10 protein-coding genes and 3 pseudogenes are annotated in these 13771 nt (G+C 56.1%); 4 read left to right on the top strand and 9 right to left on the bottom strand.

Features of this window, described 5'->3' with window-relative positions:
• From mutS to groES, 4 genes and pseudogenes are all read right to left on the bottom strand, one after another.
• Positions 1 to 2574, bottom strand: a pseudogene (gene mutS, locus JCM13995_RS04760) (DNA mismatch repair protein MutS).
• A 204-nt stretch (positions 2575 to 2778) separates the two neighbouring features.
• Complete coding sequence (locus JCM13995_RS04755; protein WP_054663032.1) at positions 2779 to 3129, bottom strand: DUF1827 family protein; 351 nt, start codon at positions 3127 to 3129, stop codon at positions 2779 to 2781.
• A gap of 139 nt (positions 3130 to 3268) precedes the next feature.
• Complete coding sequence (gene groL, locus JCM13995_RS04750; RefSeq protein ID WP_054663029.1) at positions 3269 to 4897, bottom strand: chaperonin GroEL; 1629 nt, start codon at positions 4895 to 4897, stop codon at positions 3269 to 3271.
• Positions 4898 to 4955: 58 nt separating this feature from the next.
• Complete coding sequence (gene groES / locus JCM13995_RS04745; RefSeq protein WP_054663026.1) at positions 4956 to 5240, bottom strand: co-chaperone GroES; 285 nt, start codon at positions 5238 to 5240, stop codon at positions 4956 to 4958.
• Positions 5241 to 5395: 155 nt separating this feature from the next.
• On the opposite strand from groES, the gene JCM13995_RS04740 reads away from it, so the two are divergent.
• Both JCM13995_RS04740 and JCM13995_RS04735 read left to right on the top strand, forming a co-directional pair.
• Positions 5396 to 6025, top strand: a complete 630-nt coding sequence (locus JCM13995_RS04740) for a CPBP family intramembrane glutamic endopeptidase (protein ID WP_054663023.1) — start codon at positions 5396 to 5398, stop codon at positions 6023 to 6025.
• A 94-nt stretch (positions 6026 to 6119) separates the two neighbouring features.
• A pseudogene (locus tag JCM13995_RS04735) lies at positions 6120 to 7200 on the top strand (LCP family protein).
• A 52-nt stretch (positions 7201 to 7252) separates the two neighbouring features.
• Here the strand turns inward: JCM13995_RS04735 and JCM13995_RS04730 are convergent.
• Entirely contained in the window at positions 7253 to 7915 is a 663-nt protein-coding gene (locus tag JCM13995_RS04730; protein WP_054663020.1) for a redox-sensing transcriptional repressor Rex, read from the bottom strand.
• Positions 7916 to 8118: 203 nt separating this feature from the next.
• On the opposite strand from JCM13995_RS04730, the pseudogene JCM13995_RS04725 reads away from it, so the two are divergent.
• Positions 8119 to 10039, top strand: a pseudogene (locus JCM13995_RS04725) (ABC-F family ATP-binding cassette domain-containing protein).
• 68 nt (positions 10040 to 10107) lie between these two features.
• Here JCM13995_RS04725 and JCM13995_RS04720 read toward each other — a convergent pair.
• Complete coding sequence (locus JCM13995_RS04720; RefSeq protein ID WP_054663017.1) at positions 10108 to 10518, bottom strand: MarR family winged helix-turn-helix transcriptional regulator; 411 nt, start codon at positions 10516 to 10518, stop codon at positions 10108 to 10110.
• A 133-nt stretch (positions 10519 to 10651) separates the two neighbouring features.
• Here JCM13995_RS04720 and JCM13995_RS04715 point away from each other — a divergent pair, with 133 nt between their 5' ends.
• A complete protein-coding gene (locus JCM13995_RS04715; RefSeq protein WP_054663014.1) occupies positions 10652 to 11209 on the top strand; it encodes a LysE family transporter in 558 nt (185 codons plus the stop codon).
• 74 nt (positions 11210 to 11283) lie between these two features.
• Here the strand turns inward: JCM13995_RS04715 and tsaD are convergent, their stop codons facing one another.
• The 3 genes from tsaD to tsaB are packed head-to-tail and all read right to left on the bottom strand — an operon-like array spanning position 11284 to position 13558.
• Positions 11284 to 12306 (bottom strand): tRNA (adenosine(37)-N6)-threonylcarbamoyltransferase complex transferase subunit TsaD, encoded by a 1023-nt coding sequence (tsaD, locus tag JCM13995_RS04710; protein WP_054663012.1) that lies wholly within the window; start codon positions 12304 to 12306, stop codon positions 11284 to 11286.
• Between the two features lie 12 nt (positions 12307 to 12318).
• Positions 12319 to 12852 carry a ribosomal protein S18-alanine N-acetyltransferase gene (rimI, locus tag JCM13995_RS04705; RefSeq protein ID WP_054663009.1) on the bottom strand — a complete coding sequence of 178 codons (534 nt, stop codon included), beginning with the start codon at positions 12850 to 12852 and terminating at the stop codon, positions 12319 to 12321.
• On the bottom strand, positions 12836 to 13558 hold the full coding sequence (gene tsaB, locus JCM13995_RS04700; protein WP_054663006.1) for a tRNA (adenosine(37)-N6)-threonylcarbamoyltransferase complex dimerization subunit type 1 TsaB: 723 nt from the start codon (positions 13556 to 13558) through the stop codon (positions 12836 to 12838). The genes rimI and tsaB overlap by 17 nt, the downstream gene beginning before the upstream one ends.
• Positions 13559 to 13771: the final 213 nt, after the last annotated feature.

The following is a 13771-nucleotide window of genomic DNA, read 5'->3' as shown; positions in this document are numbered from 1 at the left end:
TCACTTCTTCTTTAATTGCTTTTGCAGGTCGTACAACAGGTTCATAGCGTCCATCGGCGTGGCCGCCATCAAATCAAATTTTTCCAGCTTTTTCAGCACCGGATTCGCCTTGGGCTTGACCGGCTCAGTCGGGAACAGACTCAGCTGGGCCTCCTCCTCGGCGGGCTTGGCGGCCGGCTGGGCCGCGTGATCCGGCGCCGTGTCTTCCAGGTGCGTCAAGATCTTGTCCGCTCGATCAAGCAGCGAGCTCGGCAGGCCGGCGAGTTTGGCAACGTGGATCCCGTAAGACTTGTCCGCCGGTCCCGGCATCATTTTGTGCAGGAAAACCAGGTTGCCATTTTCCTCGACCGCCCCGACATGGACGTTTTCCAGTTTGTCCAAGCTGTCTGCCAGCGCCGTCAGCTCATGATAATGGGTGGAAAACAGCGTCTTGGCGTGCACGTGATCGTGCAGGTACTCGATGATGGCCTGCGCCAGCGCCATGCCGTCATAAGTCGCGGTCCCACGGCCAATCTCATCAAACAAGATCAGGCTGGAGGCAGTCGCGTGGCTCAGCGCCGCGTTGGCTCGAGCATTTCGACCATGAAGGTACTTTGCCCGTTGGCCAGGTCGTCTGCCGCGCCAATGCGCGTGAAGATCTGATCAAAAATGGGCAGGTCCGCGTCATCGGCAGGGACAAACGAGCCGGCTTGAGCCATGATGACGGTCAGCGCCAACTGCCGCATGTAGGTACTTTTCCCTGACATGTTGGGTCCGGTGATCAGCAGAATATCGGTCTTGGAATCCATGATCACGTCGTTGGGAATATACTTGGCCTCGCCGAGCACTTGCTCGACGACCGGGTGCCTGCCGCCGTGGATCGTCAGGTCGTGGCTACCAGCGTGCATCGTTGGCCGCACATAATGGTTGTCCTCGGCGACCACGGCGAAGCTTTGCAGCACGTCAAGCCCGGCGATTTGCGCCGCTAGCTTCTGCAGCCGGGCAATCTCTTGTTTGACTTGATCGCGGATCTTCTGGAACAAGTCGTACTCAAGCCCGGTCGCGCGTTCCTCGGCCTCGAGGATCGTGCTTTCCTTGGCTTTGAGCTCAGGCGTGGTGAAGCGCTCCGCGTTGGTCAGGGTCTGCTTGCGCTCGTAGCGATCTTCCGGCACCTTGTCGAGGTTGCTGTTGGTGACCTCGATGTAGTAGCCAAACACCTTGTTGTAGCGAATGCGCAGGTTGTGAATGCCGGTCTTTTCCCGCTCGGAAGTTTCCAGGTCGGCGATCCACTGCTTTGAGTTCGCCTGGGCGTCGCGGTACTCGTCCAGCTGCTTATCGTAGCCGCGCATAATCACACCGCCATCGGTGATCGAAATCGGTGGATCCGGCTCAATGGCGCGACGGATCAAGCCGGCCACATCCTGCACCGGATCCAGGGACTTCAGCAGCTGAGTGAAACTCCCGTCGTCCAACTTCGTCAAGATCTCTTGAATCGTCGGCACCTGGTCCAGCGAGGTTTGCAGCTGAATCAAGTCGCGGCCATTGACCGTGCCGAACGCCACGCGGCCCGCCAGACGCTCCAGGTCATACACCTTGGTCAGGCGGTCCTGCAGCTCCGAACGCTCAAAGTAGTGATCCAGCAGCGTCTGCACCTGATTTTGCCGGGTGGAGATCGCTGCTAGGTCCAACAGCGGCCGGTCGAGCCACTGCTTCAGCAGCCGCCCGCCCATTGCGGTTTTGGTGTGGTCAAGCACGGCCAACAGGGTGTCCCCCTTGCGGCCGGTGCGAGAATTCTTGATGATGTCCAAGTTGGTACGGGCATCCTGATCCATTTCCAAATACTCAGCTGGCGCGTACGCCACGGCTTTTTGAATGTGCGCCAGGCTGCGCTTCTGCGTCGTCAGCAGGTACTGCATCAGCATGGACACGACCTGGACCTGCAGCGGATCGGTCAAATCCTGGCTGACGTAGCTTGCCTCGGCCGACACAACCGCATCCGCGCGGCTGAGCAGCCGCTCGCCCTGGCCGAGTAGTTTCTTGTCGTCCTTGCTCAGCCCGTCCGGCACCACGATTTCGCGGCTGCCCAACGCGCCGAGTTCGTTTTGCAAGGTGAAGCGGTTGTTCAGTGTCGTCACCTTGAACTCGCCGGTCGACAGGTCCGCGTATGCCAGGCCATATTTGCCCTTGGCTGGCACGACGGCAGCCAGGTAGTTGTTTGACTTGGCCTCACCGATTTTGACGTCCATCTTGGTGCCAGGCGTCACGAGTTGAATGACGGCCCGCTTGACCATGCCAACGGCCTTTTTCGGATCCTCCATCTGCTCACAAATTGCGACCTTGTAGCCGTGGTCGACCAGAATATCGATGTACGACTGGGCGGCATGGTGCGGCACCCCACACATTGGGATCGGATTGTCTGCGTTCTTGCTGCGTGCCGTCAGCGTCAGCTCGAGCAGTTGGGACCCCTTGATAGCATCGTCGTTGAACAGCTCGTAAAAATCCCCGATGCGGTAAAACAGGAACGCATCCGGGTACTGGTCTTTGATTTTTTTGGTACTGCTGCATCATCGGGGTAACACTTGCTGCTTTCGCCATGACGGGACTCCTTTTAGTTGAAAACTACCTTGTATTTTAACATTTATTAGCCGTCACTGCCGCCGTGATCATTGGCCGCTCACCTGGGCAAACAACTTAATCGGCCGCCCGGCCAGCGGCTAAGGACTTGGCGACGGGGTACGTGTGCCGGGTCTTGCCGCTTGGCTAAAAAAGCCCGCCGAGCGGCCTCGGCGGGTAGGAAGACTATTTAAGCGACTTTTCAATGATCACCAGGTCCTTCACGCGGATCTTTTTGTGCAAATCGCCTTCAATGCGGTCCTTGGCGGTGTGAGAAATCTTCAGTGTTGCGGGATCGTCGCCTGGCAGCAGCGCCTTGAGCACAAAATCGATCTCATCCTGTTTAATATTGCGATGCTCGTGCGTCATCACAATGTCCATCCGATCAAAAGCATCGATCGAGTACACGTGCACCGAGCCTAACGTGTAAAGCCGGAAGGTCTTCACATTACTTTTCCCATACAGGTAACGCATGGTGTAAGGCAGCGATTTGTGCAGGCTGAAGTTCAGGCGGATCGGGTTCTCAATCAGTTTCACAACGCATCAGCTCCTTTTCTTCTAACTTAAATATAGCATACCCGTCAACGATTATTGGGGTCTGTGCCCCGGTGAAAAAAAGAAAAGGCGGGAACTCGCTCATTGCGAGCCCCCGCCTTCAAATTGGTTGGAGGTAAAATTACATCATGCCGCCCATGCCGGCGTTAGGGTTGCCCTGCGCAGGAGCTGCTTCCTTTGGTTCCGGCTTGTCAGCCACAACGGCTTCAGTCGTCAACATCAAAGCAGCAACAGACGCCGCATTTTGCAGCGCGGAACGGGTAACCTTAGTTGGGTCGATGATGCCGGCCTTAGCCAAGTCTTCCCATTCGCCAGTCGCAGCATTGAAGCCGAAGCCGGTCTTTTCCTTCTTCAGGCGCTCAACAATGACGGAGCCTTCCAGACCGGCGTTAGCCGCGATCTGGCGAACAGGCTCTTCAAGGGCCCGCAGAACGATGTTGATCCCGGTCTGAACGTCGCCGGACTCTTTGAGGGCAGCAACCGCTTTGGAAGCGTTGACCAAAGCAACACCACCGCCGGCCACGTAGCCTTCGTCAACGGCCGCACGGGTCGCGTTCAAAGCGTCTTCGATGCGATACTTGCGCTCTTTCAGCTCGGTCTCAGTTGCGGCACCGACACGGATAACGGCAACGCCGCCGGCCAACTTAGCCAACCGCTCCTGCAGCTTCTCCTTGTCAAAGTCGGAAGTCGTCTCTTCGATCTGCTTGCGAATCGTTGCCACACGCTCGTCGATTGCTGCCTTATCGCCGGCACCTTCAACAATTGTAGTGTTGTCCTTGGTGACCGTGACTTTGCCAGCTTGGCCGAGTTGATCGATCTTGGTGTCCTTCAGGTCCAGGCCAAGGTCGGAGGTGATAACCGTCGCGCCGGTCAAAGCCGCGATGTCTTCCAGTTGGGCCTTGCGACGATCGCCGAAGCCAGGCGCCTTAACCGCAACCACGTTGAAGGTCCCACGAATCTTGTTCAGAACTAAGGTCGGCAGTGCCTCGCCATCCACGTCATCGGCGATGATCAGAAGCGCCTTACCTTGCTGAACAATTTCCTGAAGCAGTGGCAGGATGTCCTGAATGTTTGAAATCTTCTTGTCGGTGATCAGAATGTATGGATTGTCGAGATCGGCTTCCATCTTGTCATTGTCGGTCACCATGTACTGAGACAGGTAGCCACGATCGAACTGCATCCCTTCAACAACGGAGAGCTCGGTCTGAATGCCTTTGCCTTCTTCAAGCGTGATGACACCATCGTGACCAACCTTTTCCATTGCGTCGGCAATCAGATCGCCGACTTCAGTATCGGAGGAAGAAACGGAAGCAACCTGCGCGATTTCCTTCTTGCCGGAAACTTTGTGAGAGATCTTCTTCAATTCATCAACGGCGGCGTTGGTCGCTTCCTCGATCCCTTTGCGAATGCCAACCGGGTTAGCGCCGGCAGTGACGTTCTTCATGCCTTCGCGAATAATGCTCTGAGCCAAAACCGTCGCAGTGGTGGTCCCATCACCGGCGATGTCGTTGGTCTTGGTCGCAACTTCGGCAACCAACTTTGCACCCATGTTCTCGTAGTGATCTTCCAAGTCAATGCTCTTGGCAATCGTCACACCATCATTCGTGATTTCAGGAGCGCCGTAGGACTTGTCCAAAACAACATTCCGGCCTTTTGGCCCCAGCGTTGTCTTAACGGTGTCAGCCAGCTTGTCGACACCTTTCAACATGGAACGACGTGCGTCTTCACCAAACTTAATTTCTTTAGCCATGTGTTTATTTCACCTCATATTATTTATATAGTTAATGCAGGAATTGCGATGAGCCAAACTAGTCGACAATTGCCATGATGTCCTTTTCGTGCAGGACCAGGTAATCTTCGCCGTTGACCTTGACTTCAGACCCGGCGTACTTGTCGTACAGGATCTTGTCGCCTTTCTTGACGGCCATCGGCAGGCGCTTGCCTTCTGGGCTCAGTGCGCCTTCGCCAACTGCCACGATAGTGCCCTGTTGCGGCTTTTGCTTGGCGTTGTTGGCAAGTACGATGCCGCCAACAGTTTCCTCTTGCTCTTCCTCAACTGAAACGACCACGCGGTCACCTAATGGTTTTAACAAAACGATCCCTCCATATTCACAAAGTTTAAATGTTTAGCACTCATTCGTCCTAAGTGCTAACTACACTAGATACTATACCGAATCAGTTTAGCAATTGCAACCCCTAAGTGCTAATTCTGTTATACTAGGCCCATAATTCTCAAGGAGGTCCTTTCATGTCGTTGCAAAAACACGCGGTGCAGATTCTCAGCACCTATCTAGCCGTCCTGCTGGGCAGCCTGCTCATCTTGCACATTTGGCCCGGAGAAGCTGGCCTGTGGGGCACGACCGCCTTGGCCGTCGCCGGCGCGCTGCTTGCCTGGTGGTTCAACCGCCGGCTGCGGCTGCCAACCGCCATTGAAACAACCGGGCTGGCCAGCGCCGAGACCCGCGTGATCTGGGGCGTGTCCGGAATCGCCATCATCCTGGTTATTCAGCTCATTGGCACCTGGCTGGAGTCCCTGTTGTTCTATGCACCAGCTCCGACCCTGGCACAGGAAACAACCGCCTTGCACAGCGTCCCACTTTACGCGCTGGCCTTGGTCTGGGCGCTGCCACTGCTTCAAGAATACGCGTTTCGGCGGGTCATATTTGGCAACTTGGCCAGTGTCACCGGTGTGTTCGGTGCTGCACTGATCTCGGGGCTGCTGTTTGCCTTAGCAACCGACCCCAGCCACTGGCTGACCGGCACGCTGGTCGGCATTGCTTACGCCTACTTATACAAGCAAACCGGCAGCGTACAAACCCCGCTGATCGCCCACATTGGCGTGCTTGCCCTCACGCTCGGTTATGCCATTTGGAATTGACTAGGAATTTAAACCTCGTTTAAGGTCTGCCGGCGTTCGGAATGACAGGCGTGAACGCGGTATACTGAAGCAAACACATGAAACGAGGACTACCATGGACAGTCGTGTCAATCGTCGGCAGAATCTGCACCCTCACCGCCCCATCCTGAAAATCATGCTCCTGATTGTGACCACCGCGCTGGTGGCGCTCGGCGCTTACGGCTTGCGCTTGTACTCCCAGACCAAATACGCCCTGAACTCGACTTACCAGGGCATCGGCACCGAAGACGGCAGCGCCGGCACTGTTGCCAAGACCATTCAGCAGAAAAAGCCGTTTGCCGTGCTGCTGCTCGGCACTGACACTGGCGCATTCGGCCGCAACGACACCGGCCGCTCGGACACGATGATCGTGGTCGTGATCAACCCCAAGACCCAAACGACCAACATGGTGTCCCTGCCCCGTGACACGGCGGCGAAGATGATCGGCACCAAGAGTTTCAACATGCAAAAGATCAACGCCGCCTACGAAATTGGCGGATCAAAAATGGCCGTCAACACCGCCTCCGCGCTAGTTAATGTGCCCATCAAGTACTACCTCACCGTCAATATGGGCGCCTTGGAAAAAGTCGTCGACGCGGTCGGCGGCGTTGACGTGAACGTCGCCTTTTCCTGGAGCGACCCACACGTGGGCACTTACAAGTTCACCAAAGGCAAAATGCACCTCAATGGTGCCGAGGCCTTAGCATACGCACGCATGCGCCACGCGGATTCGGAAGGCGACTACGGCCGGCAAAAACGCCAGCAGCAAGTGATCAAAGCCATTGTCAAAAAAAGCCCTGTCGACCGACACGCTGAAGAACTTCGACCAGCTTTTGAAGACCGTCTCGAGCAACATGCAAACGAACCTGTCATTCGCCGACATGCTGGCCTTGGTGCAAAATTATCGCGGCGCCGCCAAGACCATCAAGTCGACCACGCTCAAGGGCCACGACGCCATGGTTTATCCTGGCCCGGCGTCTTACCAGATTCCATCCACCAAGGAGCTGCAGCGCATCTCAGATCGTCTGCGCACCGCACTGGGACTTTCGACCACACCAATCAGCAACCAAAATGTCCGGGAAAACCGGGCCAATTCAGAATTTAATTGGGATGATCCGGCCGCGCAAAACTACGTGATTTACAACCCGGATCTTTAACGCAAAACAGGCGTGCCACTTCTCACTACGAGAAGGGGCACGCCTGTTTTTTTCAGTCTTCGTCTTCTTCGGTATCCTTCAGCGTCGGGCCGTAGTGGTCCAAGAAGTAGATCAAGGTCTGGAGCTCAGTGGCCAGGTCCACATTTTGCACGCGAACATAGGCTGGCACCGAGATCCGCAGCGGCGTGAAGTTCATGATGCCTTTGATGCCCGCTTTCACGAGGTCATCAGTGATGCCTTGGGCCGCGTCAGTTGGCACCGTCAGAATCACGATTTCAATCTGCTGCTGCCGGAGCTGATCGATCAGGTCGGTCATCGGGTAAATCGGCACCCCGCTTTGAATGGTGCCGGCAAGGTCCGGATTGACATCGAAGCCGGCAGAGATGCGGATATTGTTTGCCTGCCGGAAGTTGTAATTGAGCAGCGCGTGGCCCAAGTTACCAACCCCGACCAGCGCAACGTTGGTCAAGCGATCCTGGTTGAGAATCTTCTTGAAGAACTTGAGCAGATCCATCACATCGTACCCGTACCCCCGCTTGCCAAGGGCACCAAAGTAGGAAAAGTCACGGCGAATCGTCGCTGAATCGACTTTGACCGCCTCGCTCAACTCAGTGGAGCTGATCTTGGTCGTCCCAGAGTTCGCCAAGAAGTTAAGGTAGCGGTAATACAACGGCAAACGTTTTGCCGTCGCTTTTGGGATCATTGTTTCAGCCATAAGTCTCCTCCGTCTCTGTTCACGCCGGGCGCATTTGTGAAAAGCCCGGCATACTTATGTTTCGATAGTAATCGCTTTATGCAATGAAAGCAAGCCCAATGACCTCACCCTGCTCACCTTTTTCACATATACGCAGTTTTGGGTATGGTAAACTGGGAGCAGACGATTCGCGCCCAAAGTGGGCAAAGTAAGGAGAAATCACCATGATCATCATGCAAGCCCAAGGCGTTGGCCGGACATTTAACGGCAGCGACCTATTTACGGGGATTAATTTAGAGGTCCAGACCGGTGCCCGCATTGGCCTGGTGGGCCCCAACGGCATCGGCAAAACGACCTTGCTGGAGATCCTCGCCGGCCTTAATCCGCCGGATTACGGCCAGGTCACCCTGGCCCACGACATTTCAATCGGGTACCAAGCTCAGGACTCTGGGCTGGATTCCGAACGCGGCATTTTTGACGAATTACTGACGGTGTTCGCCCCACTGATTGCAATGGAAAAGCGGATGCACGCACTTGAAGCCCAGATTGCGGACCCGGCGCTGGCCAAGGACCAAGTGGCATTCGACCAAACCATGAAGCAGTATGATCAGCTGCAGCATGATTTCCAGGAACAAAACGGCTACGGCTACCGCGCCGAGATCCGCGGCATTCTGCACGGCTTCAATTCCGGAAAACACCTGGGACATGAAGGTCGCTACCCTATCCGGCGGCGAGCGCGCCCGCCTGGCCCTGGCCAAACTGCTGCTGGAAAAGCATGATCTGCTGATCCTCGACGAGCCAACCAACCACTTGGACATCGATACGCTGGGCTGGCTTGAAGGTTACCTTAAAGGCTACACCGGCGCGATCCTGACCGTCAGCCACGACCAGTACTTCCTGGATCACGTGGTGACCGAAATCTATGAGCTGACGCCGTCCATGGCGGTGCACTACACAACCAACTATTCCGGCTACCTGAAGCGCAAGGCGGAAAATAACGCACTTGCTTGGAAGGCCTACAACAAGCAGCAGGAAGAAATCGCCAAGCTGCAGGACTTTGTGGACAAAAACATCGTGCGTGCCTCCTCCACGAAGCAGGCACAGGCGCGGCGCAAGCAACTGGAGAAAATGGTTCGCCTGCCGCGGCCAAGTGGTGCCGAGAAAAAGGTCCACTTTCACTTCTCTGCGGAAAAAACCAGCGGCAACGAGGTGCTGAAAGTCCAGCACGCCACCATCGGCTACGAACAGGCCACACCAATGGCCGGCCCCATCGATTTTCAGGTCAACAAGCACGATCGCATCGCGGTGATCGGCCCGAATGGCGTCGGCAAGTCGACCCTGCTGAAAAGCATTCTCGGCCAGATTCCCTTTTTGGCGGGTGAGGCCCGATTCGGCACGAACGTTGAAACTGGGTACTACGATCAGGATCAACACCAGCTGCACTGGGACAAAACCGTCATCGCCGAAATCTGGGATGAACATCCGACCATGACCGAGCAAAACGTTCGCTCCGCGCTGGCCGCCTTCCTCTTTGACGCCGAAGACATTGAAAAACGCGTCGGCGACTTGTCCGGCGGGCAAAAGGCGCGGCTTGAGCTCACCAAACTCGCACTGCGGCATGACAATTTTCTGATTCTTGACGAGCCGACCAATCACCTGGATATCAACTCCAAGGAGGTCCTGGAAGACGCACTAGCCGATTTTGACGGCACCGTGCTGTTCGTTTCGCATGACCGGTACTTCATCAACGAACTAGCGACCAGCATTGTGGCCATCACCCCTGACGGCTCCGACCTGTACCTGGGCAACTGGGATTACTACCAGCAGAAGTTGGCAGAGGCCAAAGGCGAACAGCCTGAAACGAAACCCACCAATGCCGCGGCCGTCGACTACCAGCAAAGTAAGCAGAACCAGCGCGACCTGCGCAAGGTGCAGCGAGAAGTTGAAAAGCTGGAACAGCAAATTGATGATCTGGCTAAACAGGCCGAACAGATTCAAACCGCCATGGCAGCCCCGGAGGCCCTGAGCGATTACGTCAAAATGCAAAAGCTGCAAGCGCAATTAGACGAGAAGCAAAAAGCCTCCCAGCAGGCAGAAGATGCTTGGGAGGAAGCCAGCCTCAAGCTGGAGGACATGCAGGACTAAAACGAGAAAAAGGCCCGACATTTTGCGGCGGGCTTCGATCACCGAGTAATCGGTGATTTTTTTATTGGCTAAAGTTCTTCGACCTTTAGCTTTTTGACCAGCGCGGTCAGCCGCGTTTGCTCCCTTGGCGTCAAACCGCTGAGCAGGTAATCCGACTGCGCCTGTTCGAAGGCGTGCAGGCGCGGATAAACCGCCTTGGCTTTCTTGGTTGGATAAACCCGGCGCAGTCTTTGATCAGTCGCGTCGGCTTTTAGCTCAAACCAACCGGTCGCGACCATTTTCTTGATTGTGCGAAAGGCGGTCGTGCGGTCGATTTGGACCGAATCGGCCAGCTCACCCATGAACATACCGGGTTGCTCACAGGCGCGAATGACGTAAATAAACGCGTTGTTGCCTAGGCCCAACCCTCGAAACTCAGCGTTGCTTTTGGTTTGAATCAGGCGCGTGATGGCCCCAATCTCTCGAATCACATCAAACATCGGCTCGCCTCCCCCTTAAGTATACCGGCCTGACTCGTCAAATGAAACTGACAACTGATTGTATTTGCAATTAGAAACGAGTAAGCTTGACATCATTATCCCATTGCATCTGCAACTATATTTGGAGGCGCCTATGCTCGCTTTTCTCTCGTTTCTCTTAATTATGTCCTTCACCCCAGGACCCAATACCATCATGGCGATGGTCTCGGGGCAAACTCGCGGCTTTGCGCGCAGCCTACGCTTAAACCTCGGCATGGCGGTCGGGATGGGCGTGATCGGCATCGCCGCCGGGCTGTTTGCCGGCTGGCTTCAGCGTGCCCCGACCTTTATCACCGCAATGAAAGTAATCGGCTCGGCCTATCTCGTCTACTTGGCCTATCACGTCATGATCAGTCGCCCCGACGACAACAGCGCCAGCACGGCCAGTTTCACCACTGGGCTGCTGCTTCAATTCACCAACATCAAATGCTACCTGTACTTTATCACCGGGCTGGGGGCCTTCAGCCTGACCGGAGCACTATCGGCGATTCCCCTGCGCTGGGCCTTGATGGTCGCGCTGGGGGCTTTAGGCACGCTGACCTGGACGCTGGGCGGCCAGCTGATCAACCGCTTCTACCACCACCACTTTCACGGCATTAACCTGATTGTCGGGGCTTTACTGATCTTTTCGGCGATCGATCTGTGGCGGTGAGCCAAATAAAAACCACCTTGCTGCCCGAGACACTCCTCCGGCGGCAACATGGTCTTATCGATGATTGGTCACCTTTAAGCGTGCTGAAAGTTCAGGTTCGGCACGGCGTTTAGCGTCTCGTCGGCAAAGTGGTGCTTGGCCAGCTCAATGTGAGCGGCCGCGCCAATCATGGCCGCGTTATCGCCGGTCAGGCGCACTGGCGGAATGATGACGTCAATGTTGGGAAACTCCTTCGCCAGCCGCGCCGTCATGGCCTCGCGCAGGCCCTGGTTGGCCGCGACCCCACCGGCGACCACTAACTGATCGACCGGGTGCTGGCGCAGCGCCTGCACCGTTTTATCGACCAACACGTCGACGACCGCCGCCTGAAAGCTGGCGGCCAAATCCTCGCGACTCAGCTGCTGGCCGAGTTGGTCGGCATGGTGCACAGTGTTGATGAACGCCGACTTCAACCCGCTGAAGGAAAAGTCCAAGTTGTCTTCCCCATCCATTGCACGGGGAAAATGGAACGTATCCTTACCGAGGTGAGCTAGGCGATCAACTTCCTTGCCGGCCGGATAAGTGATGCCAAGCACGCGGCCGATTTTATCGTATGCTTCACCGGCCGCATCATCCCGCGTTTCGCCGATGATGCTAAACTCACCAGGGCCTTTGACCATCACCAGCTCCGTGTGCCCTCCGGACACCATGAGCGCCAGCAGCGGGTAGTGCAGCGGCTTGACGAACCGGGCCGCATAAATGTGGCCAGCCATGTGATTGACCGGGACCAGTGGCAGATGGTGGGCATATGCCACGGTCTTTGCCGCAGTGACCCCAATCAACAGCGAGCCCACCAGGCCCGGGCCGTAAGTCACCGCTACCGCAGTCAAGTCGGGATAATCGACCTTGGCCTGACTCAGCGCCAAATCGATGCAGTCTGTGATCTGCTCAACGTGATGGCGGCTGGCCACCTCGGGCACGACGCCGCCGAAGCGCTTGTGCGAGTTGATTTGCGTGGCAATGATGTTGCTGAGGATCTTGGTGCCGTCCTCGATCACTGCCACCGAAGTCTCATCGCAGCTGCTTTCAAATGATAGGATCAATTCGCGCTTCGTCATGTCATGTCCTTTCTAGTCCAAGGGTTTACGCATATCCATTGCGTCGGCGTGCGTGCTGACGTAATACCCGTGTCGAATCTCGCCATCCTGGAACCCCAGCTTGTGATAAAGGTGCTTGGCCACCGTGTTATCGGTTCGCACCTCAAGGGTGATCTCACTGGGGCCCAGATCATACGCCTTATCAATCATCAACTGCATCAGCCGCTCGCCGATTCCCTGGCCCTGGTAAGCTGGCGCAACCGCAATGTTGGTGACATGCGCCTCGTCTTTGCCAAACCAGCAGCCGATAAATGCCACCATCACGTCGTCATCAAACAACACTAAATAAAGTGACCGTTGCGTTTTACGCAGCTCAGAGATGAAGGCGATACGGTCCCATGGCGTGTCATGATAAATCGCTTTTTCCATGGCTAAGGCCGCGTCGATGTCGTCGTTGGTCATCCGCCGGAGCTGATAGGTCTGTTCACCCACCCGCATCGTTTGCGGGGGAAAAGCCAGCTCAACTGGCGGTTCGTGGTCGAACCACTGCTTAAACTTTCTGAACATAAGGTGCGTGCCCCTTATCGTCATGCGTCTTGAGCCAATTAGTCTCCGCCTCGGTGAGCCGCAGGTACCGCGGCACAAAACTGGTCACGTCGACCGGCGACTTGTTAGCACCAAGCAGCGCTAACCGCCCCGCTTGCGGCAGGTTTGAAAGTGAATCGACAAAATGTGCCGATGCCCCAAGTGTCGCCTTGATCGGGTCGGCAAACTTGGCCACGTCACTGCCGACAAAAGTGCTGGGCTGGCGCAGCAGCTTGAGCTCCTGAAGCAGCTCAGCCAGTGCCAGATGCCGATCCTCGACCACATTGATCAACTCGCCGTTCAGCCACTGGTAAACGCCGGCAAACACGTTCTGCCGCCGCGCGTCCATCACCGGGACGATCAAGTTGGTGGTCCATGTCACGCCAGCCGCCATCACCGCGAGACTGGAGACGCCCACCAGTGCCAACTTAAGGGTGTCGGCCAACGTTTTAGCGGTGGTCACGGCGATTCGCACCCCGGTATATGAGCCTGGCCCGTCTGCCACAACGACGCGATCAAGGTCAGCCGGTTCAAGACCGCTGACGGTCATCAACCGGTCGATGGTCGGCAGGAGTTGCTCGCTGTGCGTCTTCTTATGGTTTAACGTCGATTCCGCCAGCAGTTCGCCGTCCACCATCACTGCGACGCTCATCGCGCGATTGGACGTGTCCATTGCCAGGATTTTCATTGCTGTGCCCCCGTTTCTAGTCGGTCTTTATTCTACCATTGAATGGCTATTTGCCAACCCGGCAATGCGCCATGACGCTGAGAACACGCAAAGGGCACCATCCCTTGCGAAATGGTGTCCCCTGCCACCAGGTGTAACCCTGGTGGCTTTTATTGCAGGGTTGCCCCTGCCTGCTATCCCAACCGCTGTCACCAGGGCCGGTCGCTTTATTTA

Source organism: Lacticaseibacillus camelliae DSM 22697 = JCM 13995 (genome assembly GCF_001311195.1).
Taxonomy (GTDB): Bacteria; Bacillota; Bacilli; order Lactobacillales; family Lactobacillaceae; genus Lacticaseibacillus; species Lacticaseibacillus camelliae.
The sequence above is the reverse complement of the archived record's forward strand: the minus strand, read 5'-3'. Positions and strand labels throughout refer to the sequence as shown.

Excerpts from the sequence above, each read along its gene's own strand:
- groL (WP_054663029.1), bottom strand. The coding sequence starts at position 4,897 with ATGGCTAAAGAAATTAAGTTTGGTGAAGACGCACGTCGTTCCATGTTG.
- JCM13995_RS04740 (WP_054663023.1), top strand. The coding sequence starts at position 5,396 with ATGTCGTTGCAAAAACACGCGGTGCAGATTCTCAGCACCTATCTAGCC.
- JCM13995_RS04730 (WP_054663020.1), bottom strand. The coding sequence starts at position 7,915 with ATGGCTGAAACAATGATCCCAAAAGCGACGGCAAAACGTTTGCCGTTG.
- JCM13995_RS04720 (WP_054663017.1), bottom strand. The coding sequence starts at position 10,518 with ATGTTTGATGTGATTCGAGAGATTGGGGCCATCACGCGCCTGATTCAA.
- JCM13995_RS04715 (WP_054663014.1), top strand. The coding sequence starts at position 10,652 with ATGCTCGCTTTTCTCTCGTTTCTCTTAATTATGTCCTTCACCCCAGGA.
- tsaD (WP_054663012.1), bottom strand. The coding sequence starts at position 12,306 with ATGACGAAGCGCGAATTGATCCTATCATTTGAAAGCAGCTGCGATGAG.
- rimI (WP_054663009.1), bottom strand. The coding sequence starts at position 12,852 with ATGTTCAGAAAGTTTAAGCAGTGGTTCGACCACGAACCGCCAGTTGAG.
- tsaB (WP_054663006.1), bottom strand. The coding sequence starts at position 13,558 with ATGAAAATCCTGGCAATGGACACGTCCAATCGCGCGATGAGCGTCGCA.